Origin of the sequence: Roseibium sp. MMSF_3544 (assembly GCF_030732845.1) — a bacterium.
Taxonomy (GTDB): domain Bacteria; phylum Pseudomonadota; class Alphaproteobacteria; order Rhizobiales; family Stappiaceae; genus Roseibium.
The window spans coordinates 44,411-69,169 of record NZ_JASHKA010000014.1 but is presented as its reverse complement, the minus strand read 5'-3'; the positions used below and the strand labels follow the sequence as shown (position 1 = coordinate 69,169).

The 24,759-nt window shown below is 58.0% G+C and carries 24 protein-coding genes; 6 read left to right on the top strand and 18 right to left on the bottom strand.

What is annotated here, in order from left to right; genetic code table 11:
* Nucleotides 1-14: 14 nt before the first annotated feature.
* The 12 genes from ptsN to RBB47_RS19640 form a co-directional block, all read right to left on the bottom strand.
* Nucleotides 15-482: a PTS IIA-like nitrogen regulatory protein PtsN gene (ptsN, locus tag RBB47_RS19695; RefSeq protein ID WP_305987587.1), complete on the bottom strand. Its 468-nt coding sequence runs from the start codon at nt 480-482 to the stop codon at nt 15-17.
* Nucleotides 483-545: 63 nt separating this feature from the next.
* Nucleotides 546-1,133 (bottom strand): ribosome hibernation-promoting factor, HPF/YfiA family, encoded by a 588-nt coding sequence (gene hpf / locus RBB47_RS19690; protein ID WP_305987586.1) that lies wholly within the window; start codon nt 1,131-1,133, stop codon nt 546-548.
* Between the two features lie 551 nt (nt 1,134-1,684).
* Complete coding sequence (gene rpoN, locus RBB47_RS19685) at nt 1,685-3,238, bottom strand: RNA polymerase factor sigma-54 (RefSeq protein ID WP_305987585.1); 1,554 nt, start codon at nt 3,236-3,238, stop codon at nt 1,685-1,687.
* A gap of 89 nt (nt 3,239-3,327) precedes the next feature.
* Entirely contained in the window at nt 3,328-4,083 is a 756-nt protein-coding gene (gene lptB, locus RBB47_RS19680) for an LPS export ABC transporter ATP-binding protein (protein ID WP_305987584.1), read from the bottom strand.
* Nucleotides 4,084-4,206: 123 nt separating this feature from the next.
* Nucleotides 4,207-4,776 carry an LptA/OstA family protein gene (locus RBB47_RS19675; RefSeq protein ID WP_305987583.1) on the bottom strand — a complete coding sequence of 190 codons (570 nt, stop codon included), beginning with the start codon at nt 4,774-4,776 and terminating at the stop codon, nt 4,207-4,209.
* Between the two features lie 3 nt (nt 4,777-4,779).
* Nucleotides 4,780-5,424 carry an LPS export ABC transporter periplasmic protein LptC gene (lptC, locus tag RBB47_RS19670; protein WP_305987671.1) on the bottom strand — a complete coding sequence of 215 codons (645 nt, stop codon included), beginning with the start codon at nt 5,422-5,424 and terminating at the stop codon, nt 4,780-4,782.
* A gap of 57 nt (nt 5,425-5,481) precedes the next feature.
* The gene (locus RBB47_RS19665; protein WP_305987582.1) at nt 5,482-6,102 is read right to left on the bottom strand and encodes a ribonuclease D; all 621 of its coding nucleotides are present in this window, start codon (nt 6,100-6,102) and stop codon (nt 5,482-5,484) included.
* A 142-nt stretch (nt 6,103-6,244) separates the two neighbouring features.
* Nucleotides 6,245-6,703, bottom strand: coding sequence for a cytochrome c (locus RBB47_RS19660; RefSeq protein ID WP_305987581.1), 459 nt, complete (start codon nt 6,701-6,703; stop codon nt 6,245-6,247).
* Between the two features lie 17 nt (nt 6,704-6,720).
* The gene (locus RBB47_RS19655) at nt 6,721-7,149 is read right to left on the bottom strand and encodes a c-type cytochrome (protein WP_305987580.1); all 429 of its coding nucleotides are present in this window, start codon (nt 7,147-7,149) and stop codon (nt 6,721-6,723) included.
* On the bottom strand, nt 7,146-7,571 hold the full coding sequence (gene cueR / locus RBB47_RS19650) for a Cu(I)-responsive transcriptional regulator (protein ID WP_305987579.1): 426 nt from the start codon (nt 7,569-7,571) through the stop codon (nt 7,146-7,148). The genes RBB47_RS19655 and cueR overlap by 4 nt, the downstream gene beginning before the upstream one ends.
* 10 nt (nt 7,572-7,581) lie before the next feature.
* Entirely contained in the window at nt 7,582-9,939 is a 2,358-nt protein-coding gene (locus tag RBB47_RS19645) for a heavy metal translocating P-type ATPase (RefSeq protein ID WP_305987578.1), read from the bottom strand.
* Nucleotides 9,940-10,069: 130 nt separating this feature from the next.
* The gene (locus RBB47_RS19640; protein WP_305987577.1) at nt 10,070-10,726 is read right to left on the bottom strand and encodes a GntR family transcriptional regulator; all 657 of its coding nucleotides are present in this window, start codon (nt 10,724-10,726) and stop codon (nt 10,070-10,072) included.
* Between the two features lie 142 nt (nt 10,727-10,868).
* Between RBB47_RS19640 and RBB47_RS19635 the strand changes: the two genes are divergently transcribed.
* Nucleotides 10,869-12,386 carry a malonyl-CoA synthase gene (locus tag RBB47_RS19635; protein WP_305987576.1) on the top strand — a complete coding sequence of 506 codons (1,518 nt, stop codon included), beginning with the start codon at nt 10,869-10,871 and terminating at the stop codon, nt 12,384-12,386.
* Between the two features lie 290 nt (nt 12,387-12,676).
* On the top strand, nt 12,677-14,188 hold the full coding sequence (locus tag RBB47_RS19630) for an ABC-F family ATP-binding cassette domain-containing protein (protein ID WP_305987575.1): 1,512 nt from the start codon (nt 12,677-12,679) through the stop codon (nt 14,186-14,188).
* A 12-nt stretch (nt 14,189-14,200) separates the two neighbouring features.
* Here the strand turns inward: RBB47_RS19630 and RBB47_RS19625 are convergent, their stop codons facing one another.
* Nucleotides 14,201-14,860, bottom strand: a complete 660-nt coding sequence (locus RBB47_RS19625; protein ID WP_305987574.1) for a L,D-transpeptidase — start codon at nt 14,858-14,860, stop codon at nt 14,201-14,203.
* A 348-nt stretch (nt 14,861-15,208) separates the two neighbouring features.
* Here RBB47_RS19625 and RBB47_RS19620 point away from each other — a divergent pair, with 348 nt between their 5' ends.
* Entirely contained in the window at nt 15,209-15,556 is a 348-nt protein-coding gene (locus RBB47_RS19620; RefSeq protein ID WP_305987573.1) for an SMR family transporter, read from the top strand.
* An 84-nt stretch (nt 15,557-15,640) separates the two neighbouring features.
* Here the strand turns inward: RBB47_RS19620 and RBB47_RS19615 are convergent, their stop codons facing one another.
* Both RBB47_RS19615 and RBB47_RS19610 read right to left on the bottom strand, forming a co-directional pair.
* A complete protein-coding gene (locus RBB47_RS19615; protein ID WP_305987572.1) occupies nt 15,641-16,516 on the bottom strand; it encodes an oxaloacetate decarboxylase in 876 nt (291 codons plus the stop codon).
* A gap of 102 nt (nt 16,517-16,618) precedes the next feature.
* The gene (locus tag RBB47_RS19610) at nt 16,619-17,290 is read right to left on the bottom strand and encodes an IclR family transcriptional regulator (RefSeq protein WP_305987571.1); all 672 of its coding nucleotides are present in this window, start codon (nt 17,288-17,290) and stop codon (nt 16,619-16,621) included.
* A gap of 89 nt (nt 17,291-17,379) precedes the next feature.
* Here RBB47_RS19610 and acnA point away from each other — a divergent pair, with 89 nt between their 5' ends.
* The 3 genes from acnA to rraA are packed head-to-tail and all read left to right on the top strand — an operon-like array spanning nt 17,380 to nt 21,610.
* Nucleotides 17,380-19,959, top strand: coding sequence for an aconitate hydratase AcnA (gene acnA / locus RBB47_RS19605; RefSeq protein WP_305987570.1), 2,580 nt, complete (start codon nt 17,380-17,382; stop codon nt 19,957-19,959).
* Nucleotides 19,959-21,113, top strand: coding sequence for a 2-methylaconitate cis-trans isomerase PrpF family protein (locus RBB47_RS19600; protein WP_305987569.1), 1,155 nt, complete (start codon nt 19,959-19,961; stop codon nt 21,111-21,113). The genes acnA and RBB47_RS19600 overlap by 1 nt, the downstream gene beginning before the upstream one ends.
* Nucleotides 21,110-21,610, top strand: coding sequence for a ribonuclease E activity regulator RraA (gene rraA, locus RBB47_RS19595; RefSeq protein ID WP_305987568.1), 501 nt, complete (start codon nt 21,110-21,112; stop codon nt 21,608-21,610). Before RBB47_RS19600 ends, rraA begins: the two co-directional genes overlap by 4 nt.
* Nucleotides 21,611-21,657: 47 nt before the next feature.
* Here the strand turns inward: rraA and RBB47_RS19590 are convergent, their stop codons facing one another.
* From RBB47_RS19590 to RBB47_RS19580, 3 genes are read right to left on the bottom strand one after another with little or no spacing between them, the layout of a single operon-like run.
* Nucleotides 21,658-22,698 (bottom strand): ABC transporter substrate-binding protein, encoded by a 1,041-nt coding sequence (locus RBB47_RS19590; RefSeq protein WP_305987567.1) that lies wholly within the window; start codon nt 22,696-22,698, stop codon nt 21,658-21,660.
* Nucleotides 22,668-24,011, bottom strand: a complete 1,344-nt coding sequence (locus RBB47_RS19585) for a sensor histidine kinase (RefSeq protein WP_305987566.1) — start codon at nt 24,009-24,011, stop codon at nt 22,668-22,670. Before RBB47_RS19585 ends, RBB47_RS19590 begins: the two co-directional genes overlap by 31 nt.
* Before the next feature lie 38 nt (nt 24,012-24,049).
* Nucleotides 24,050-24,715 (bottom strand): response regulator transcription factor, encoded by a 666-nt coding sequence (locus tag RBB47_RS19580; RefSeq protein WP_305987565.1) that lies wholly within the window; start codon nt 24,713-24,715, stop codon nt 24,050-24,052.
* Between the last annotated feature and the right edge of the window lie 44 nt (nt 24,716-24,759).

Here is a 24,759-nt window from a genome sequence, read left to right as displayed (position 1 = left end):
TTGACCTAAACCGATTAGGCAGCGTTGGAAGATGCCAGCGGTTGCGTCAGGTAACCGTAGATCTCTTCTGCATCCATTGACGACCGAATGCCTTGCGTGATCGTACCGTCACGCAACTGGCGAGCAATGCGTGCAAGTGCCTTGAGATGGTCTGCACCGGCTCCTTCCGGCGCCAACAGCAAAAACACGAGGTCGACCGGTTCGTCGTCCAGCGCGTCGAAATCAACCGGTTTGTCCAGCTTCGCAAACAGGCCCACAAGACGGTCAAGACGCGTCAGCTTGCCGTGCGGAATCGCAATCCCGTGCCCGACGCCAGTCGAACCAAGGCGCTCACGCTGAAGCAAGGTGTCGAAGATTTCGCGTTCCGAGAGACCGGTAAGTTCTGCCGCTCGGGCGGACAGTTCCTGTATTGCCTGTTTCTTGCTTTTGGCTTTCAGCCCGGCAACAACCGCAGCCTTACCCAGAAGATCGCTAAGATCCATTAGTTTGCCTACAAGTTTCGGAAGCCGGCCTCGGCATGGAAACCGGCTTCTTCCGCATCATTTTTATTCGGCGGCCTCTCCGGCCACCAACGCCGGGTCTATCCACCCTATATTGCCATCCGGCCTGCGATAAACAACGTTTACACCACCATTTGCCGCATTTTTGAACATGACGACCGGGGCTTCGGTCAGGTCCAGCTCCATCACCGCCATGCCGACTGTCATGGTTTTCACCTTGGCAGACGTTTCGGCAATGACGAGCGGATTGAAATCCGCCGGGACTTCCTCGTCTTCGTCCGGTGACGCCAAAACGTAAGAAGCCGCTTCAAATGCCTCACGGCCGTTGCCGTTGTGGCTATGGTGATCCTTTAGCTTGCGCTTGTAGCGGCGCAGCCGCTTTTCGATCTTGTCCGCAGCGGAATCGAAACTGTTGCGCGGATCCTGATCCTGCGCAGACACCTGTAGCACGATTCCAGTGTCCAAGTGCAGGCTGCATTCGGACTTGAAGCCGGTGCCCTCCCTGCTCAGCGTAACGTGGCCTGTGAATCCGCCCGTGAAATACTTCGACAGGGCATCATCGATTCGGTCGGTAATGTGCTCGCGCAGTGCATCGCCCACATCAACATTTTTACCCGAAATCCGCAAAGCCATGGGGACCTCTTCTTTTTCTAATGACCGATAAATCACCGGCACTTGCCGGTGTTGAGACGCGAAACGTCTCAGGCCCACAGAATGGACCAGTCAGCGCCTCGGCGCCATCCCCTGATTACGTCATGAGGGCGGTGCTATAATTGCGCTAACGCAAACTGTCAATTCTAAATAAATAGGTCAGCAACCGCTTGGGAAGAATGGTGGATAAGCAAGGAATTGTTTCCACTCAAAGCTCGAAACACTTCAACTCATAGTGTCACCAGACGCGCAGTTTTGTTGCCTGCACACCAGGGTCAAGACCCATTAATTGGCTGAATTGGTAGGGATGAATTTGTTCGGATACGAGGCGCAAAACTGCAGGAAACCGTCCGGTTTCCAAAGATTTGCAACGATGTTGCCGGGCAAATTCACCCTATCCTGCAGGACGCAAAAACGGCTTCAATCTGCCGCGTCAAACCGCTCAACCGGGCCTGAAGCCCGCTTGTCGCGCTTTTCCTGGCAGCTCATCGCCGTTTGCTGCGCCAGTTCAACCAAATTAATGGGTCCTGACCCTAAAGTTTTGCGTTTTTCTCACGCCTTCGCTGCACAGAGGAGCCGATTTTCATCGCTTCGCGATACTTCGCCACTGTTCTGCGCGCGATATCGACCCCGTCTCCCTTGAGAATTTTGACAATCGTGTCATCCGACAAGATTGCCTTGGGATCTTCACCATCGATCATTTGCCGGATGCGGTGGCGCACCGACTCCGCCGAGTGCGCGTCTCCGTCTGCCGTCGCGGATATGGCGGAAGAGAAGAAATATTTCAGCTCGAAGATCCCGCGCGGTGTCGCCATGAACTTGTTGGACGTCACCCGGCTAACGGTCGATTCATGCATCCCGATCGCTTCGGCGACTGTTTTCAGATTGAGCGGACGGAGATGTTCGATGCCATAGGTCAGAAAACCGTCCTGCTGGCGCACGATCTCCGTTGAAACCTTGAGAATGGTCTTGGCCCGCTGGTCCAGGCTTTTTGCGAGCCAGTTCGCCGTCTGAAGAGACTCTGTAAGGTATTCCTTCTCGGTCTCATTGCGCGCCGTCTTGATCACCTTCGCGTAGTAGGTCTGGTTGACCAGAACCTTGGGCAAAGTGTCTGAATTCAGTTCTACCGCCCATGTGCCGTCATTGGCCGGACGCACAAAAACATCGGGCACCACGGGCTGTACGAGCGACGATCCAAATACACTGCCGGGTTTCGGATCGAGCGCCCGAATTTCGGCGATCATTTCCACCAGGTCTTCTTCATCAACACCACAGATCTTCTTGAGCGCCGGAAATTCGCGTTTGGCCAGCAGCTCTATGTTGTCGATAAGGGCTTCCATCGCCGGATCGAAGCGGTTTTTGTCGATCAACTGCAGCTTCAGGCACTCCGCCAGATTACGGGCAAACACACCCGCCGGTTCGAAGGACTGCAGCACCTTAAGCACCTTTTCGACCCGCTCCAGGTCCACACCCAGCTGTTCGGCGGTTTCCTGCAGGTCGAGATAGAGGTAACCGTTTTCATCGAGGGAGTTTATCAGGTGACCGCCGATCAGCCGGTCCGCCTCGTCGCTCAGCGCCAGGTGCATCTGTTCTTCGAGCGACGTCCCGAGAGATGCTTCTTCGGCAACAAAGGCTTCGAGATTGTAGTCCTCCGAAGCACCACCGCTCGATACGTTCTTGTAGCTGTCCCCCGACTTCAGCAGCGCCGGTTCCGGAGACGCGGGAACACCGGGTTCATCCGGGAACACGTTTCCAAGATCCGTATCCATGCGCGAGGCTATGGCTTCCGACCCGGTCTCCAGGTCGTTCTGCATCCAGTCTCCGGCATTCGGCTCGTCGCTTGACGCCTGTGACGTTTGGGCACCTTCGGCAGCCTGTTCCGCAGCAACCGGTGCGGCCTCGCTGCCATTTGCTTCAACAACCTCGCCGTCGCCTTTCTCAAGCAGCGGATTGCGCTCCAGTTCGGTTTCGACATAGGAAACCAGATCCAGATTGGACATCTGGAGCAGCTTGATCGCCTGCATCAGCTGCGGCGTCATAACCAGCGACTGGCTTTGCCGCATCTCCAGCTTGGTTGAAATGGCCATCTAGTTCCCGGGCGCTTGTCAGCTTCTGTTGGTCTGCTTTTTGCTTATGTCTTGCAGACTCGCACTATACCCTAGCTGGCCATCGGTCATCAAAGCGTAAATTGTTCGCCGAGATAAAGCCTGCGCACATCAGGATTCGTGACAATCTCGTTGGGCAGCCCGTCGGTCAGCACTTCCCCGCTGGCGATAATATAGGCCCGGTCAATGAGACCCAGCGTTTCACGAACATTGTGATCCGTGATCAAAACGCCAATACCGCGCTGCGTCAGGTGGCGGACAAGTTGCTGAATGTCACCGACGGCAATCGGATCAATACCCGCAAAGGGTTCGTCCAGAAGCATGAAGGAGGGCCGGCTTGCAAGTGCACGTGCAATCTCGACGCGGCGGCGTTCACCGCCCGAGAGCGCGATACTTGGAGATTTGCGCAGGTGCGTGAGACCGAATTCCGCCAGGAGCGAATCGAGATCCTCGCGGCGCTTCTGCCGGTTTGGTTCTATCACTTCCAGAACGGCACGAATGTTTTCTTCAACCGTCAGCCCGCGGAAGATGGACGCTTCCTGCGGCAGATAGCCGATGCCCAGTCGCGCGCGGCGATACATCGGCATCCGGGTTATATTGAACCCCTCGAGCAGGATCTGGCCCTGGTCAGGCCGGATCAGCCCGGTGATCATGTAAAATGTTGTGGTCTTGCCGGCACCGTTCGGCCCAAGGAGGCCGACAGACTCGCCGGGTTTGACGGTCAGACTGACATGTTTGACAACCTGTCGACGGCCGTAAGTCTTGCCTATTCCTTCGACGACCAGTGCGTGTGACAGATCCTCTTCAGACAAAGCAGGTCCCGGCATGTTTCCGTGCAATCCATTGTAATCTGAAGACGTTCTCTTCACTTATCAAAATTCCATCCAAAAATATGCCGAAGCCTCACATAAGGTTTGCACCGCACGCTGTCGAGTCACCGCCTTGCGAAATCACTCTTCCTGTACGCTGTTCGGCAGGATGCGAACCTTGACCCGTCCGCTGCTACCACCCGTATTCGCCGCCGTCAGATCGGCCTGGCCGGTCTTCAAATTGACCGTCAGCTTGTTGCCGACAACGACATTCGGTCCCTGGCTAAGCACAACTTCACGCCCGGTCATGATCATGACTTCCTTGTTCATGTCGAAGCTTGCCTGATCGCCTTTTGCGGTTTGGTCCTTGGACGTTACGAACACGCCGCCCTCGGCTTCCAGACGGGAAATGCGCTGCTGTACGGCACCTTCGCCTTCACTTGCGCTGGTGGAAGCCGATCCGGATCCTGCATAAAAGACCTTCAGCCGCTCGGTTTGCAGGCTGGTTTCACCCTGGACGACGACCACATCTCCAACAAATGTCGCAACGTTGTTGTTGTCCTCGACCCTGAGCTCACTTGCTTCAATCTCAATCGGCTCACCGTCGTTTGATCCGAAACCGGCAAAGGAATCTGAAAAAGTCTGGGCCTGGGCCGCCGCTGCAAAAACGGTCGCGAAAGAGGCAATCACGAAACGTTTGAAAAAAACCATCTGTTACTGTCCTTCCGCCGCCGGATTTAGGGTCATCTTCACGCCGTCCGAAAACCGGACGAGCCCCTTGGCCTTATCGTAAGAGAGCTTGCCAGCCACCACGTGACCCTGGTCAGAGCGTATGGTGACAGGCTCCGATGTGGTCATGCCGCCGTCTTTCAGATCGACATCCACTTCAACAAGGTCAACCTGATAGCCTTCGCTCCATTCAATCTGGATGCCTTCGAACAACCGCAAAGTCTCGGCGGCATTATTATAGGTGCCTTTGAGTGCAACGATCTGCGCATTTTCATCCTTGCTGAGAACAATATCAGCCCGGATTGTTTCCAGATCGATAATCCGCGGGTCGCTCAGCCTTTGTATGGCCCGGCGTGCCGTTACCTTGTAGGAGCGATCGCCGTCATGTCCGGAGAGTTCCGGATGGTCCATGACCAGCCCCTCGCTGGTGAGCATCACGTTGGCGGCGCCAAAGCTGCTCAGCACGTTGAACAGAACCACCAGTCCGACCATGCCGGCGAGGATCAGAAGACCAAATCCGGGAAACAACCAGCGCAGCACGCGCACCATGACGCTGTGCCTGTGCGCAGCCCGCTGAGCACGGCTGAACTTCTGGCTGGGGATGATGTTTCCCGGATGTTCGCTGATCACACTCAAACCTGTCTCCAACTACAGTGAGGTTCCCGATACCGCTGATACACAGTCACATCAGGAATGCGCGAATATGTCGTTTTCTTCCCAGCCCTTGAGATCGAGCTCAGCGCGGGTCGGCAAGAACTCAAAACAAGCTTCAGCCATATGACTGCGCTCTTCCCTATGCAGCATGAATTCCAGCTTTTCCTTCAACGCATGCAAGTGCAGAACATCCGATGCGGCGTAAGCCAGCTGAGCGTCCGACAATTTGTCTGCTGCCCAGTCCGAGCTTTGCTGCTGTTTGGACAGTTCAACACCCAGGAGTTCGCGCGTGATATCCTTGAGACCGTGCCGATCCGTATATGTGCGCACCAGCTTCGACGCGATCTTGGTGCACCAGACGGGCGTTACCTTGATGCCTAGATAGTGCCGCAGCACGGCAACATCAAACCTGGCGAAATGGAAAATCTTTGGCTTGGACGCGTCGGTGAACAGTCTTGCAAGGTTGGGTGCCTCGGTCTGACCACGCGCAATTTGAACGACATCGGCCGTGCCATCACCTGGAGACAGTTGCACGACACACAGCCGGTCGCGGTGCGGATTGAGGCCAAGCGTCTCAGAATCGACCGCAACCGCATCCACCGCTTCGTAGGCCCGAAGATCGGGAAGGTCACCCTTGTGGTACCGGATGGTCATGTCGCGTTGTCTCCTTTTGCCTTGTCCGTGCAAAGTATTCACCGACGGCTGCTTTGACCGTCAGGTAAAACATGCTGCCGGTTGTGGCAAGCCGAATGCTGCATCGAACCGTTGACGACGCTGCGTAATTAGTCAAATGAGACTATTTTTTGATGCGAAATGCCTCATGACAGGCCTTGCAGGTCCCGGCCACATTACCGAAAGCTGCAGCAATGTCTTTTTCACCCGCGCCTGCTTCGGCAAGATCGCTCAGTGCGACCGCCGATTCCTTCAAGGTTCCGGCAATCTTGGAAAACTCGGCCCAGTCCGCCCAGATTTCCGGACTCGCCTCTGACGGCGTATGCAGACTTCCTTCGGGAAACAGATCGGTGAGCGCTTGTCCGGCGTGCCCTGCAATTGCTTGTCCGGCATCCGCGATCTTTTCCCGGTTGTAGGGGGCCTCGCCTTTCAGCATTTGGCCGACGGATTTGACGCTGTCGCCAATCTCCGTCATTGCGTCCATGCGTTCCTTGACGATGCCTGTGGCACCACTGTGCGCCCAGACGGCTCCCAATCCCAGCCCGCTTGCCAGAAGAACCGTTAATGTGAAGCCTGTCTTCATGGTCTTGACCGATCCCCTCAATAGATTCCGTTCGCCCGCTGAAGCGTGCGGACAAAGAAGAAGATCTTTGCGACATCTTCCTCGCTGACCCCTTCCACCGGCGGCATGTTGCCGAACGGCCAATGATGTGCGCGAACCCCTTGTGCCACCGCCAAATAAAAGGCGGCATCGCCGTGATGACCCGGCTCATAGATTTTGTGAACGAGCGGTGGTCCGAGGTCACTGCGGCCATCCGCAAGATCACCGTGGCACGCGGCGCAGTTTGCCTCAAATACCTTTAGGCCCTGCTGCGCCAGCATAGGGAGCTCAGGTACCTTCACCTGAACAAGAGCAGCTGGTGTGACGAAAACATCGTCAGCGGACTGCCGCGCTTGCCAAAACATCGTTCCGGCAACCACAACCACCACCGGGGCGGCAATGATCGATGCCACTCGTATCGGATTCACTTTCTGCCTTGCCCCTCTGGTGCCGGATCTTGAGCAATCTTGCCGGCAAGGTCGTCAATAATCGGGCATTCGGGACGCTCATCACCGTGACAGGCCTCTGCCAGCGTTTCCAGGACCCGCTTCAACGACACGAGTTCTTCGATCTTGCGCTCCACTTCTGCGATCTTGGCACGCGTCAGCGCCTTGACGTCCGAACTCGCCCGATTGCGATCCTCATAGAGCGAGAGCAGGTCCCGGCATTCCTCGATTGAAAATCCAAGGCCGCGGGCACGCTGAAGGAACTTCAGCGTTTGAACATCCTGGTCCGTGAAATCCCGATATCCGTTGCTGCTCCGGGTCGGTTCGACAAGCCCGATTTCCTCGTAGTAGCGGATGGTTTTGACCGGCAGGTGGCTCAGTTCAGCGGCAGCAGAAATATTCATCACCTCGACCTCACAGTTTCAGGGTACGCAATCGCAACGCGTTGCTGATGACCGAAACAGAAGACAAGCTCATCGCTGCGGCGGCCAACATTGGAGACAGCAGAATTCCGAAAACCGGATAAAGCACACCTGCAGCAATCGGGACACCGACCCCGTTGTAAATGAAAGCAAAAAAGAGGTTCTGACGAATGTTGCGCACGGTCTCGCGTGCCAGTGTTCGTGCACGCAAGATCCCCTCCAGATCCCCTTTCAGCAAGGTCAGGCCGGCGCTTTCAACGGCAACATCGGCGCCGGTTCCCATAGCCAGACCGACATCGGCCGCTGCAAGCGCGGGCGCATCATTTACACCGTCTCCCGCCATCGCAACCGTATGGCCCGTGGATTTGAGGCTTTCGATCAGCGCTTGTTTGCCTTCGGGAAGCACTCCGGACTTCACCTCGTCAATCCCGAGGGTCTTGGCAACAGCTTCGGCAGTCCTCGGCGCGTCGCCGGTCGCCATGACAATACGGACACCGTCCTTGTGCAGGGCATCGATGGCCGCTTTCGCGTTCGGCTTGACCGGGTCGGCAACCGCTATCAACCCCTGTAGCACGGCGCCGCCCTCATTGTCCGCAACGAGATACATGACCGTTTTGCCGAGCTCGGACAGCTCCTCTGCGCGTTGTTCAAGTTCGTCCAGAGACGCGCCGGTTTCCCGCGCGAATGCTGCGTTACCCAACGAAAACCGGCTGCCGTCCAGTTCTCCGGTCACGCCCTTGCCGGTTACAGCTTCAAACGCGTGAACAGCCGGGACGTCCAGTTGTTCGGCCTCAGCGGCGTCCAGAATTGCTTCCGCCAGCGGATGTTCAGATCCTTTTTCAAGGGCTGCCGCCAGCTTCAACACCCGGTCCTTCGAAACACCCGGTGACGGCACTATTTCGCTGACGGCCGGCCGGCCTTCCGTCAAGGTTCCGGTCTTGTCGACGACGATCGTGTCAACCGCTGCAAGACGTTCCAGGCTTTCCGCCGTCTTGACGAGAACACCGGCCTGGGCGCCCCGTCCTGTCGCCGTCATGATCGACATCGGGGTTGCCAGCCCGAGGGCGCAAGGGCAGGCGATGATCAGGACGGAAACCGCAGCCACGATGGCATGCACAACGGACGGGCTCGGTCCGAAGATCGACCAGAGGCAAAACGCCAATATTGCGACGCCGACCACTGCCGGCACGAAGTAACTTGCAACACGATCGGCCAAACCCTGGATCGGTGCACGCGAGCGCTGCGCAGACGCGACCATGTCGACGATCTTGGCGAGCATGGTGTCTTCACCGACCAATCGCGCTTCCATCACGAAGGAACCGGTCTTGTTGAGCGTACCTCCGGTCACCGTGTCGCCCGGATTTTTTTCAACCGGAACAGGCTCGCCGGTCACAAGGCTTTCATCTACCGAGGATCCGCCTTCCAGGACGACCCCATCAACAGGGACTGCTTCGCCGGGCCGGACGCGCAGCCTGTCACCTGCCAGAATGTTCTCCAGCGGAGCATCGTATTCGTCGCCGTCGGGGCTGATCCGCCGCGCTGTTTTGGGCGCCAGGTCAAGCAGGGCGCGGATGGCATCACCGGTTCGCTCGCGAGCGTTCAGCTCAAGCACCTGACCGACAAAAACCAATGCCACAATAACGACGGACGCCTCGAAATAGACCGGCATGTGCCCGGTCGGTCCCCTGAGCGCTTCGGGAAACAGAAACGGCAAGAAAGCCGCAACCATCGAATAAAGATAGGCTGTTCCCACCCCGATCATGATCAGGGTCCACATATTGAAATGCCGGGTGACAAGCGAAGTCCAGCCCCGTTGGAAAAACGGAAGGGCTGCCCATAAAACCACAGGTGTTGCCAGAAGTGCTTCCAGGTAGATCGCGACGCCTTCGCCGATCCATTGGCGGATTGGCACCCCTACCATCGGCCCCATCGTCAGGATCAAGAGGGGAATAGCTGCAATAGCGCTAACCCACAGACGGCGGGTAAAATCAATCAGCTCGTGGTTTGGCTCATCTGAGATGCCGCTCATGGGCTCCAGTGCCATGCCGCAGATCGGGCAGGTTCCAGGACCTTCCTGAACGATCTCCGGATCCATCGGACAGGTGAAGAGCGTCCCGGAAGCAGACCGCTCGGCTTCCATTGCCTTTTTCTTTTGACTGTTGCCGGACAGGTAGAAGTACGGGTCCGAGTCGAACTTGTCGTGACATTTGGGATTGCAGAAGTGGTATTCGCGGCCCTTGTAGCGCAGGCTCGGCTTGCCTTTGCCGAGCGTCACTGACATGCCGCATACCGGATCGGTCGCCTCGCCGGGCTCGGCAGATGTAATATGAGAGGTGACTGTTTCCTGCATGATAGAACGCTCTTTCAAGACGGGGTGCAGGTGTCAGTTAGGGCTTCCAGTAACTGGAAGGTCAATCTGAAAAACCACGTAGTTCGGGTCACAAGCGATCGTGGCACACGTCGGACTGCTGCGCTCACCGTCAGTCTGACTTGCTTTTCAGACTTGCCATGAGACTGTGAAATTTTTCACCCTGAACGGCGACGTGGTCTCTCAACGCATTCGCAGCTTCTTCGGGTAAACCCTTAGAGAGCGCGTCCATGATTGCTTCATGCTCGGACATGGATTGCGCCATACGGCCACGCAATCTCAGCTGTTGGCGGCGAAAGGGTTTGAGGCGCTTGTTGAGCTTGGCCGCTTCCTGCTCCAGGAAACCGTTGCCCGACTGACGATAGATGGTTTTATGGAATCGCTCGTTCTCGGCGTAGTAACCGTCCGGGTCATGGGCATCAACGGCCTGGTGGCACTTGGCGTTGGCGTCCCTTAACTCTTCGAGCGCTTCTTCCGAAATCCGAATCGCTGCGAGGCGGCCGCACACGGCCTCAAGCTCGGCCATGACTTCGAACATTTCCATGAGTTCAATCGGACCCGGCTGGCGAACGAATGCACCTCTGCGCGGAACCAGCTCGACAAGTCCCGACAGTGCCAGACGCTGAAATGCCTCTCGAAGAGGGGTGCGCGAGACGCCGAACTGCTCCGCCAGTCTGACCTCGTCAAGACGGTCTCCGTCCAGAAAAGTCCCGCTGAAAATATGTTCTTCCAGCGCTTCGGCGATGTTGTCTGCACGGCGTTGTTCCATGGTTTCAACCTAACGCCGCCTCATTTGGAATGCAATAATCAAAGTCTTGTATACAAAAATATTGACTTGGAATACCAACTGCTGTCTTTTACGCCGCGAGCGGAAACGTTCGTGCTGAAGAAGACCAGAAAAGGTAACGCCGATGTCCAATCCCCTCTATGACAGCCTCTTTGGCGTTCATGCCGGAAAGACAACACCGTTCCTTCATCTGCTGGATGGCAGCACGATTACGCACCTGGATTTCCTGGAAACTGCAGCAAAGACTGCAAATTTTCTGACGCAAAGAGGATTGGTGACCGGCGACCGTGTCGCTGTCCAGGTTCAAAAGTCGCCCGAAGCGCTCGCGCTCTACGCGGCTTGCGCACAGGCAGGGCTGGTGTTTCTGCCGCTAAACACAGCCTACACGGTCGATGAATTGACTTATTTCATCGACAACAGCGGTGCATCGCTGATCGTTTGCGACGAGAAAAGCAAGGCCGAGCTTGCTCCCGTTGCTCAAAGTCTGAATGCAAAACTGGAAACCTTGAACGCGGACGGCGGCGGCAGCCTGATGGACGGGTCAGCCGGGATGCCAACTGTCTTCGCCACGGTTGAACGAAGCGCCGACGATCTCGCTGCCTTTCTGTATACGTCTGGCACGACCGGCCGGTCCAAGGGCGCGATGCTCACGCAAGACAACCTGCTGTCGAACGCTGAGACCCTTGTCAAGGAATGGCGGTTTACCGACAAGGACGTGCTTCTGCACGCGCTTCCCATATTCCACACGCACGGACTGTTCGTTGCGACCAACGTGACACTCGCCGCCGGCGGCAGCATGGTCTTCATGCCAAAATTCGACCTGGATGAGATCATCAAGCACATGCCGGACGCCACCTCCATGATGGGCGTGCCAACCTTCTACACCCGGCTGTTGGGCGACGAACGCTTCACGAAAGACCTGGCCGCCCATATGCGTCTGTTCGTTTCCGGCTCCGCGCCGCTGCTGGCTGAGACGCATGTGCAGTTCGAAAACCGGACCGGTCACCGGATTCTTGAGCGTTACGGCATGACCGAGACCAATATGAACACGTCAAATCCTTATGATGGTGAGCGACGTGCGGGAACGGTTGGCTTTCCCCTGCCTGGCGTTGAATTGAAGATCACCAATCCGGACACCGGCGAAACGTTGCCGCAGGGCGATGTCGGCCAGATCGAGGTGCGTGGACCGAATGTCTTCAAGGGCTACTGGCAAATGCCGGAAAAGACGGCGGCGGAACTGCGCGCCGACGGCTTCTTTATCACAGGTGATCTCGGCAGGATTGATGAAGACGGTTATGTCCATATTGTCGGGCGCAACAAGGACCTCATAATTTCCGGCGGCTATAACATCTACCCGAAGGAAATCGAACTTGTGCTCGACGACCAGCCCGGTGTGCTGGAAAGCGCGGTAATCGGCGTTCCGCACCCGGATTTCGGCGAAACCGTACTTGGTGTTCTGGTGCCCGAAAAGGGAACAGAGCCCGATCTCGACGAGATCCACGAAGCCGTCAAACACTCGCTTGCCCGGTTCAAGCATCCCAGAAAACTGATTTTACTCGACGAACTGCCGCGCAACACGATGGGCAAGGTTCAGAAGAACGTCCTGCGCGACACATACAAGGACATGTTCACACAGGGGTGATTGTCACTCCCTTGTCCGGCAGTTCAGAAGAGCTGCCGGATTCTCACTACCTTACCGTTTCTTCTGTGAAAGATTGACTTGGGCGGCTCGGCCCAATAGCCTTCACAACAGTCCACACGAACCGAGGGAGGGTCACATGTCGTATTTCAGATTCCATGATCGAACCCGCGGTCCCGTTCAGGCCCTGCAAACGCGTTTGTAGGGCTGATCGAAGGACATTTTCAAAGTCACGACGATCTGCCCAGATGGCAGCCTTGAAGGCTGCAGCCCCGGTTTGAAAGTTGTGGCACATGTCCCTGATCAATCTTCGCAATCTCGGCGTCATTTTGACGTCTCCCCTGTTTGAAAATCTGAACCTCAATCTGGAAAAAGGCGACCGGATCGGCCTCGTTGCGGCCAACGGAACCGGCAAATCGACCCTGCTGCGCATCCTTGCCGGTGAAGCCGAAGCAAGCCACGGCGACATCACGACAGCGCGTGGTCTTCGCGTGGGTTTGGTCACGCAAGATGTTCCGGAAATGCTGAAACAGGTTTCGCTCTATGATGCGGTTCTGTCCGCGCTTGACCCGGAACAGGCTGAAAGTGAAAGCTGGCGGGTCGATATCGCACTGAGCGATCTTGAGGTTCCGGAAAACCTGTGGCAACGCCCTCTTGGCGAACTCTCGGGTGGTTGGCAACGGGTCACCCTACTTGCCAGGGTCTGGGCCAACGAACCGGATGTGCTCCTGATGGACGAGCCAACCAACCACCTGGACCTTGAACGCATCGGCATTCTGCAAAGCTGGATTGGCACCATCGCGCATGGCACACCGCTCATCGTCGCCAGCCATGACCGGTCGTTTCTGGATGCGGTCTGCAACAGAACCCTCTTCCTTCGACGCGAGCAGTCGCATGTCTTTCCCCTGCCCTATAGCAAGGCGAGGGAGGCGCTTGCGGAACAGGACAGCGCCACTGAGCGCCGGTTCCGGAACGATCTCGCGAAGGCCAACCAGCTCCGGCGGCAGGCTGCGAAGCTGAAGAATATCGGCGTCAATTCCGGGTCCGACCTGCTTTTGAACAAGACAAAGCAGCTGAAGGAACGGGCGCAGAAAATCGAAGATGCCGCGCGGCCTGCGGAAAACCGGCGGTCCGCGGGCAAGATACGCCTGGATAATTCAGGAGCGCATGCAAAGGCTCTGGTAAGTCTTGCCGCGTCAAACGTAACCGTCCCGGACGGTCGCACTCTGTTCCGTCTTCCGGCGCTCTGGATCAATCCGGGAGACCGTGTTGTCGTGCTCGGTGCGAACGGCGCGGGCAAATCACGCCTGTTGTCGCTTGTTATCGACGCTCTTCAAAAGGACCTGCCTGATATCCGCGTCGCGCCCTCGGCCGTCCCCGGCGTCTCGGACCAGTCGCTTTCCCAGATTGACCGCTTCAAAAACCCGTTGGCAGCCGTTACAGAGTCCTCAGACGTCGGGGACAGGCGTGCCCGCGCTCTGTTGGCGGAAGCAGGCATCCATATCGATCTTCAGCAAAAGGATGTTTCCGTCCTCTCGGGCGGTCAGCGCAGCCGGCTTGCCATGCTCTTGCTGCGGCTGAGAAACCCGAACCTGTACATTCTGGACGAACCGACAAACCATCTCGACATAGAGGGCCAGGAGGCACTGGAGCGTGAGTTGCTGGTTCACGACGCGACCGCGCTGCTGGTCAGCCACGACCGGACGTTCGTGCGCAATGTCGGCACGCGGTTTTGGCAAATAGAGGGAAAAAAGCTGGTCGAAGCCGGGAGCCCGGAAGCCTTCTTCGCCGACCAGCTCGGCTGAGTCATTGCAGCGTTACAGCACCACCACCTTCGTGCCGAGCTCCACCCTGTCGTAGAGGTCGATAATGTCCTGGTGCCACATGCGGATACAGCCACTGGAGGCGTTGGTGCCAATGCTGCCCGGCTGATTGGTGCTGTGGATGCGGTAGAGCGTGTCCTTGTTGCCCTGCCAGAGGTATAGCCCGCGAGCCCCGATCGGGTTGCTCGGCCCGCCCTCCTGACCCTCCCGGTATTTCTCAAGGCTGGGGTCACGCTCGATCATCTCGTCGGGCGGGAACCACTTCGGCCACTCCCGCTTGAAACGGATAACGGCCTCACCGTTCCAGGCAAATCCTGCACGCCCGACACCGATACCGTAGCGGATTGCGCGTCCGCCGGGCTGAACCAGATAAAGGAACTTCTTGTTCGGGTCGACCACGATCGTTCCGGCCGGGTAACGCGTTGGATAAAAAACTGTCTGTCGCAGATATTTCGGGTCGAACGCCTGGTAATCGATGCCGGGAAGCGAGAAGCCGCCGTCGCGGACGGGTGCGTAGGCGGAGGCATAGTTCGGCGTTCCATCGGCAAGCGGCGTCAGGCCGGCCTGAACGGTCGATTTCTGGCTGCCCTGACAGGCGGCCAGAAGCAACGGCAAACCGGCAATGAAACTTCGACGATTCAAGATTGACGTCATTTCCAAGTCCTTCTCCGGCCGAGCCAGGCGCTGAACGCACGCTGGAAAGTATTCACCGAGCCCTTTTTTCCCAATGGCCCGGCCCTCATCAGACAATCAACAATCAAGACATGCCACATGACGCTGCATGGCAACATTATTATGGTAAACGGGGCCTTAACAAAGCAAATTGGGCACACTTTTCAAGCGCTGGATCCGTTTATTGGAACTCACACCTACGTGACCTGAAGCGATTTCGCAGCTGGTGCGCTTTTCTTGCAACGCGCGTAAAAGCGCAAAGTCCGACCCCTGAAATTCGATTCGATTTGCGCGGCCTGGCTGTCAGGTTGCGAAAAAAGAGAGCGCTCCATGCCCGTCAACCTGACCACGACCTATCTCATCCTATGCGCGGCTATCGTTGCCGAAGTTGTTGCAACCTCTGCCCTGGCAAGGGCGGAAAGCTTCACCCGGCTCGTGCCGTCGCTGATCACTGTTATCGGCTACGCGGTTTCGTTCTGGCTGCTGTCCTATCCGATCCGTGTGCTGCCGACGGGAATCGTCTATGCGATCTGGTCGGGCGCCGGTATCGTTCTGATCACGCTAGTTGCCTGGCTTGCCTTCGGCCAGAAGCTGGATTTGCCGGCGATCCTCGGCCTTGGTCTGATCGTTGCCGGCGTGGTGATCATCAACGTCTTTTCCAAATCGCTAACGCATTGACGATCACCGAAGACGCCGCCCCGTTGCGAAAGAAGCCGATCGAACAGGTGTCGACCGGCTCCAATTGCGCTTTCCGGCCAGCATTCACTCGACTTCATATTGGCGTTCAAGATCATCGTAGTAGGTTTTCTTGACCGCATTCTGACGCACTTCGAAGCTAGCGACCGGTCCGTTTTCGTCCATCCGCCCATCAGCTTTCAGCATGGAGAGTGCGTCATCCATGCCCTTCAGCGCCCCCTGAAGAGCGACATTGGCGTAGAGCACAAGTCCAAATCCCAATTCGTCGAGCTCGGCAAAGTCGATGATCGGTGTCTTCCCGCCGACGACGAGGTTTATAAGCTGCGGGGTGCCGGCAAGTCGTTTGGGAATATCGCGAATGTTTTCCAGGCTCCTGGGCGCTTCAATGAACGTGACATCTGCGCCGTCCTCAATGAAGGCTTCCGCTCTTTCGATCGCGGCGTCAAATCCATCGGTCGCGCACGCATCCGTGCGGGCGACAATCAGGAAATTGGGGTCGATACGGGCGTCAGCCGCCGCCTTGATCCTGCTGCGCGCCTCGCCTAAGCCGACGACCTCCTTTCCGGAAAAGTGACCGCACCGCTTCGGATTGACCTGGTCTTCCAGCTGAATGGCACTCGCTCCTGCGCGCTCGAGCGTCCGCACGGTGTGATGGACGTTCAGCGCGTTGCCGAAACCCGTGTCTGCATCAACGACAATGGGTAGCTCGGTGGTGTTTCGGATGGTCGCCGTGTGCTGGGCAATCTCCGGAAGAGAAACAAACCCGAGATCCGGCATGCCGAGAAAGGTGTTGGTGAGACCGGCGCCCGAGATGTAGACCGCTTCAAAACCGAGCCCGTCAATGACCCTGGCCGCCAGCGCGTTGGCAGCACCCGGCATCAGGACGGCGCCACCCTTTTCGAGGCGCGCACGGAAGGCTTTGTTGATTTCGTGGTTCATCATCGATGCGCACTCCGGCTTTGAAAATCTCACCACTTGGCTAAGACGCGCCCAGGCTTTTGGCAAGTTCCGCGAACCGGCGTTCTATCAGATGAAACGCACCACTCAACCGGTCGTCAGGGTTTTGGCGAGGCTTTCAAGAAGAGGGATCGCATTTGCACGTGCTTCATCATCAAAGCGCGTTGCGAGCCCGGAAACCGTTAGGGCGCCGGCCAGCTCGCCATTGCTGCCAAAAACGGGCGTCGAGATGGAAGAGATATTGGGATTGGTCTGGCCCATCGAACTGACAGTACCGTTCTTGTTGAACTGGCTCAGATCTCCGACATCCTCCCCGGAAAAGTGGCGCAGCACGAGGCCGGATGCTCCGGTCGAAAGCCGCAAGCGCATGCCTTCCTCGACATGGAACCGCAGCAGGTTGGGAGAATTTTCCCTGTATAAACAAACACGTTCATTGCCGGCTCGCACGTAAAACGACGCTGTTTCGCCGGTTGCTTCTGCCAGGATCTTGAGAGATGGCGCAACATGTTCCCGCCTTGTGAAGTCACGTCGGAATATCAGACCGAGGCGCCAGACACTAGGTCCGACGCTGAACCGTCCGTCCTCGTCGCGCTGTATGAAGCCGTAGATGCTCATGGAATTCGTCAGCCGCAGGATGGTGCTTTTGTGCAGTCCCGTTTCCTCGGCGATCTCGGCAAGGGTCATGACCGGCTTTTGGGTTGAGAAGGAACTTAGGATCGACATCGCGCGTTCGACGGATTCAGTTCGGTTGGTTGCCATCTTCGTTCTACCAGATGAAACGCCATCAGAAGCACCTTGCTGCATACCCCATGGACTGTCTAGCCTTGCGTCAACTGTGGAGAGGCAAAGTGCGCTATCAACCAATTCCAAATTCGACATTTCTGGCTGCAGATTATCGCGGGCTCCTCGGCGAGCGCTACCGCAGTCTGCCCTATTCGTTGCGGCTTCTGGCCGAGAACGCGGCCCGCCATTCCGAAGGCGGCACAGCGGCGCAGGATGTTCTCGCGCGCAACGGCGATGCTGTGCCCTTCCGGCCTGCACGCCTACTCTTGCATGACATGCTCGGGATCCCAGCGCTGATCGACATCATGGCGATGCGCAATCTCCTTGAGGAAGAAGGGGGCGATCCGCTTACCGTCGACATGAGCCTGCCGGTCGATCTGGTGATCGACCACTCCATGTCGATCAATCACTGGGCCGACAAATTTGCGCTTCAGAAGAACATGGATCGCGAATTCGAGGTCAATCGCGAGCGGTTTGCGTTTCTCAAGGCCTGCGAAACGCGCTTTCCGCGTCTTCGCGTCATCCCGCCCGGAGGCGGCATCTGCCATCAGGTCAACCTGGAGTATCTCGGACAGACGGTCCTGCCCGCCCAGGATAACGCCAACCTGCTCATTCCTGACAGCTGCCTTGGAACCGACAGCCATACACCAATGATCAACGCGCTCGGCATCATGGGCTGGGGTGTTGGCGGCCTTGAAGCCGAAGCAGTTCTCTTTGGCGAGACGACGCCGGTCAACGTGCCACGGGTCATCGGCCTGGAAGTGACCGGTGCACCTGCAGATCACATACAGGCGAAAGACAAGGCGCTGGTGATCGCAGAGAAACTGCGCGCCATCGGTGTCGTCGACACGTTTGTCGAACTCTTCGGGCCGGGGTATCGCAACCTCAGCGTCGCAGACCGGGCCACTATTGCGAACATGGCGCCGGAATACGGGTCGACGATGGTGTACTGCCCGGTCGACGAAAGAACCATCGACTATCTCAATGACACGGGGCGCGGCAACAGCGCCGGTCTGACCGAGCTTTACTGCAAGGCGCAGGACCTGTGGGCGGATGGTACCGACCGGGCCGTGGAGTATGACGACGTCGTCGAACTCGACCTCAGCCGGATCGGGCGCTCTGTCTCCGGCCCGTCGCGCCCTGAACAGCGGATCGATCTGGCCGATGCCACGGAAAAGCTGAAGCTGGAGGGAGAAACCCCGCGCAGGGTCGAGGTCGACGGCGCATCCCATGATATCGGCGATGGCGACGTGATTATCGCGGCCATTACAAGCTGCACCAACACCGCGAACCCGCGCAGCATGGTGACTGCGGGTCTGATGACGCGAAATGCGGTTGCACGAGGGTTGAAAATCCCCGGGCACGTGAAGACGTCCCTGGCGCCCGGTTCCAGAGTGGTGGCGAGCTACCTTGAAAAGAGCGGCCTGCAGTCTTCTCTCGATGCCCTCGGCTTTGAGGTCGTGGCGTTTTCCTGCTCCACCTGCAACGGCATGTCCGGCCCGCTCGACCCGGCACACGAAGCTGCGATCAAGAAACACGATGTGAAGGGTATCGCGGTTCTGTCAGGGAACCGAAACTTTGCGGGACGGATCCATCCACTCGCATCGCGCAACATGATCGCATCGCCGCCGCTGGTAGTCGGCTATGCGCTGATGGGCACGATCCTGAAGGACATCACGACCGAGCCGCTTGGAACCGATACGGAGGGCAATCCCGTTTTTCTGACAGATCTCTGGCCAACGGCCGATGAGGTGGAGGAAATCATCAAGACGTTCGTGACGCCGGAAGAGTTCAGCAGGAATTATGGCGCAATCAGTGAAGTGAACACGCACTGGAATGATTTGGAAGCAAGCGCAGGCACCTATGAATGGGTTCCCTCCAACTACGTTTCCTTTCCGCCGTTCATCCGCTCGATCAAACCGGAAACGCCTCCCGTTGAACCTTTGAAGGGTCTGCGGCCGCTCGCTATTCTGGGGGATAGCGTCACGACCGATCACATCTCTCCCTCCGGCATCATCACGCCAGAGTCCGAGGCAGGTCGGTATCTCCAGGAACAGGGAGTTGAGCCTCAGGACTTCAATTCCTTCGGCACGCGGCGCGGGTGTTCAGACGTGGTCGTCCGTTCGACATTCGCCAACTACAGGCTCCGCAATGAAATGACCCCGGACAAGGAGGGCTCCTGGACCCGTGTTGAGCCTGAAGGCGAGGTCACGACCATCTACAAGGCGATAGAGACCTACATCGACAGGGACCAAAAGCTGGTCGTGATTGGCGGCAAGGAATACGGATGCGGATCTTCGCGCGACACGGCGGCCAAAGCGCCCTGGCTTGCCGGGGTCCGGGCGGTGGTCGTGGAGAGTTTTGAACGCATTCACCGCTCGAACCTTGTCAATATGGGGATTGCTCCACTCTGCTTTCCCAAGGGCGTCACGCGGCAGACGCTACGCCTCGACGGCAGCGAGACCTTCGATATCGACTTTGACGAGGATCTACGGGGCGCCATGCTGACCGTGCATCGCCGGGACGGCAGCTATGACATGACACCGCTGGACCTTAGACTTTACAATGACGGCGAGCGGGCGACATTTGCCGCCGGCGGTCTTCTGCCGCGCGCGTTCAGGAAATTTCTCGCAGGAGCGGCATGATGCAGAACCGGCTACGGGCAGCCTTCTATCGCGGTGGGACGTCGAAGGCGGTGGTCTTCAACGGGGCAGATCTGCCGGCCGACCGCACCGTCTGCGACCGGATCTTTTTGCATGTCCTGGGCAGTCCGGATGCCTATGGCCGGCAGCTCAACGGCATGGGCGGTGGCTTGTCCTCGCTTTCCAAGGTCGTGATTGTCAAACCGTCTGAGCGCGAAGACGCTGACGTCGACTACACGTTTGTCCAGATCGCTGTTGACGAACCGCTTGCCGACTACGGCTCGGCCTGCGGGAACATGTCTTCCTGCGTCGGCCCCTTTGCGGTCGAGGAAGGCATGATCAAACTGGCCCCGGATCAGCGCGAAGCGCTTGTACGTATCTATGACACCAACACCGACCGTCTCTATCATGCCCGATTTCCGGTCAAAGACGGTAACGCGGTGGAGGAAGGAGATGTTGCCATTCCAGGCGTTTCGGGGACTGGGGCGCCTGTCATCCTCGACTTTCTAGCGCCGGGTGGTGCGGCAACCGGAAAGCTGCTTCCGACAGGCAATGTAACGGACCGGCTGGTCGTTGACGGTGTCGGTGAGCTCGAAGTATCGCTGATCGATGCAGCCAATCCTGTTGTTTACCTGCGGGCCGCGGATCTTGGCAAATCCGCCACCGAGCTGCCCCAGGATCTCGACGGCGACCACACCCTGATGAGTCAGCTTGAAGCCATTCGGCGTGCGGGGGCAGTCGTCATGGGTCTGGCAACGTCAGTTGATGACGTGAAACGCTCCAACCCCAAGGTCGCCATTGTCGGCGCTCCGCGAGAGTTTGTGTCTCTCGATGGCGAAACACATGGAGCAGTCACGCATGACCTGAACGTGCGCCTTGTGTCGATGGGCAACTTTCACCGGGCGATCACCCTCACAGGAGGTATGTGCACGGCCGTTGCGGCACAGGTTCAGGGGTCTCTTGTTCAGGAGATTGCGCGGCCCGAAGGCCACGACCTCAGAATAGGCACACCATCCGGCGTCCTGCAGGTTACCGCAGACGTGCGCACAGATCCCGATGGCCCGACTGCAATCACGGCCGGAACGTTTCGAACACAACGGCGGATCATGGAAGGCGCCGTTCTATATCCCGCCGACTTCCTGGAGGATGCGTCTTGAGCGAAGACCTCAACAGTTATTCCACCTGCGACCTGAACGATGCCCATCCCGACAAGGTTCGCCTCGTTCAGCTTCCGTTTCGCGACTTTGGAGCCAGGCGCGCTTTTTCGGGCAAGATCCGGACTGCTTTGATGGTCGAAGACACCAAGCTCGTGCAGGAGACCCTTTGTTCCGAAAACGGTGAGGGGTCTGTCATCGTGTTGGATGGAGGTGGCTCCATGCGCACCGCGCTCCTGGGCGACATGATGGCAGAAAGGCTGATCAAAAACGGCTGGGCCGGGATCGTCATCAACGGCGCGGTCAGGGACTCCCGGTTGCTTGCCGATCTCCAAATCGGCGTCAAGGCACTCGGAACCAGCCCAATCCGATCGGCAAAGGCAGGAACCGGGGCAATCGACATTCCGCTGGCGTTCGGCGGCGTGTTGATCGAACCGGGAAAGTTCATCTATTGCGACGAGGACGGTGTGCTTGTCACGGACGGGCCACTTGCGTCGTGAACATCAGGATACGGACCAAAAATGAAGCCGTACCCTAGGGTGAGTATCTAAGGCTGCACCATGGCATTGAGCCATGCCCGGATAAAAGTGCGGCGTTTCAGCTGATCAAGATAGACAAGCAGGCCCGGTCCCAGCCGGATCGGGCGGAAGGCGGCTTCGCGTTGCAGGACGCCTGGATCTATGGCGGGCAGCCCCGTCAGGTCTTCGATCAGATCACGGTTTTCTTCCGACACCAGAAAGTCGACGAATTGTCCGGCGAGATCAGGGTCCGGAGCGGTTTTCGGTATCAGCACAGTGCGCAGCATAACGGTCGTGAAATCGTTGAACTGCAGAAGACCCAGATCCGGATTGTCGGCAAGATGAGCGGCCGCGTAACTGCCGAGCACGTTATAGGCCAAGGCGAGACGACCCTCTGTCACATCCTTGATCATCTTGCTGGAACAGCAGTAGAGCTGCGCGTCGAGACGGCCCATGACCTCGGCCATCCGCCACAGGGACTCCGACTGGCGGGAGTCCTGCGTCGCAAACAGGTAGCCCGCTCCACTTTCGCGGATGTCATAAGTCCCCACCCTTCCATCAAAGCGATCGGGATTTTCGCGCATCAGCGCAATCAGCTCGTCCCGGTTCGTCGGTTGAGGCAGACCTTCGAAAGCGACCTTTGAGTAAACAAGAACCGCAGGTTCCTGGGTGAAGGCGTAGAGCCGGTCGCGCCACTTCGCCCATTCCGGCAAGGAACCGGTTTCCGTTGAAACATGGCGCTGCGCGAATCCGTCATTGACGAGCTTGGTCTGCAGATCCATCGCGGACGAAATCGCAATGTCGAATTGCGCATCTTCCTCGTAAAGCGCCTTCATCAACTCGCTGCTGGATGCGGTCACATAACGCACTGCAATCGTGGGATTGCGAGCCTGGTAGGCTTCGACCAGTGGCGCGAAAATATTAAGATCCGCCGTCGATAGGATCGTGAGTTCCGCGGTTGGATTGTCAGCCTCAAAGAGGCGTTCTTCCTCGGCAACGAAGCCCTGGGCAGTGGTAACCAGGGCGAGGAACCAACCGATCAGGCCGAGGGTAAGGTAATGGACGCGCATGTTCCCCTCCTCTCAGGATTGTCTGTCAGCGCCAGGGACCCGCCATGGGCGCGCACGACCTCGTCCACAATTGTCAGTCCTAGGCCGGAACCGATCACGTCCCGTACGTTGTCGCCTCTGCCGAACCGTTCCGTCAAATGGGTTCGGTCGCCGTCTCCCAGACCCCTGCCCTCATCGAGGACATCGATGCGGACACTCGAATCCGCCTCCGAAATCTCCACCTTTATCCGGCTGTCTTCTGGCGAATACTTGACCGCATTGTCCAGCAGGTTGCGAAGTGCGTTCTGCAACAGGATCGTGTCCCCCTCAACTGCGCTTGTGCGGTCCGAGCCGGAACAGGTAATGCGGATGTCCTTCAGGTCCGCCGTCGGGCTGATCGACCGGATCACGTCCTGGGCGAGATCCTTCATGTTGAGCCGTTCCTTTTCGAGATTGTCCGAGCGCAGTGCGACCATCGCGTGATCGAGAAGCTGACCCGCAGAACGCGAACTTTCATCGGCCGCCCGAATGACCTCGCGCAGGATCTGCTTGTTTTCGGGTTTTCTGACGCTGCGCATGGCGATCTCAGACTGCGTCCGCACCGTCGCCAGCGGCGTTCTGACATGATGGGCAGCTTCTGCGATAAAGTCCTCCGTCCGCGCCAGGGATGCGCTGAGCCGCGCCATGAACGTGTTCAGCGATTGAAGCAGCGGCACCAACTCCGTGGGCGCGGATGTTTCGACCGGGCTGAGATCCTGAGGGCCGCGCCGTTCCACCGACTGGGCCAACCGGTTGAGCGGGCGCATGGCGTTGTTGGTCGCAAACCAGCTGAGGGCTCCGGACAAGAGGAAAAAGCCGACACCGGCGGCAGCCGCGGCGATGGAGATCTGTAGCGAGACGGCGGCAAGCCCCAGCCGTGTCTGGGCGACCAGTACCGTCAGGATGACTGTCTCGTCGCCGACCGTCAGGCGCCGCGGAAGTGCGGCGATCCGAACCTCATCGCCCCTGTAAATTGTTGTCGTAAACACCGGATTGCCGGTCTCTACCGTCGTAGCGGGCGCCGGAAGATCATCGTAGCCGGTCACCGTCAGATCATCTGCCGTGACACGATAGAAGACGCGTTCCTCGGCAATCGACCCCAGCATGGAAAGCGCGGAGTAAGGGACGTCAACCAGGATCTGGCCGCGTTCTGCGCGAGCGGCCTCGGATATCGCCGTTGCCGATGCGATCAGGATGTTGTCCTGGGTGGTTTCGGCCGCCTGCTGGGCCAGGGCCCTTACGGTGAAATAAAGCGCGACCGACAGGATTGCGGCCACCAGGAGCAGTTGGAGCAACAATCGCCTTCTCAAGGACCCACGCGCGCGGACAGGTGTCATGAGGCGGTCATCCGGTAACCGACCCCACGCACGGTCTCGATCTTGACGCGCCCACCCTGCAGCTTCTTTCGAACCCGCCCGACATAGACCTCGATGGCGTTTTCCGAGACGTCCTCATCATAGGAGAACAGCCGGTCGACGAGATGGGATTTGGAGAAGATCATGTCGGGCGCGGAAAAAAACACTTCAAGCAATCGCAGTTCCCGGTTTCTCAGATCGGACACGCTTCCTGCGACCTCGACCGTGCCGGCAAGCGGATCGAACACGACATCCTCGAATGTCTTCTGATTGCGTGCAGCGCCCTGGCGACGCCGAAGGACCGCCCGGCAGCGCGCTTCAAGTTCTGAAAAATCAAAGGGTTTTGTGATGTAGTCGTCTGCCCCGAGGTCCAGCATGCGCACACGGTCCGACACCTCGGAGCGGGCGGTCAGGACGATGACAGGCGTATCGTTGTCACCGGTCCGGTGACGCTCCAGAAACGTGCGACCGTCGCCGTCCGGCAGCATGATATCGAGCAGAATGAGTTCGTATCCGGTACCGGCGAGGCAGTCCGCAGCCGTTTCCAGATCGGGAGCATGATCAACCACGTGCCCGTCAAGGCCGAGGCGCTCGACAATGGCCTTTGCCAGTTTCTCATTGTCCTCAATCAGCAGGAAGCGCATGTTTTTCAGCCGTTTGCCAATGTTTTTGGTGACGTGACAGGTTC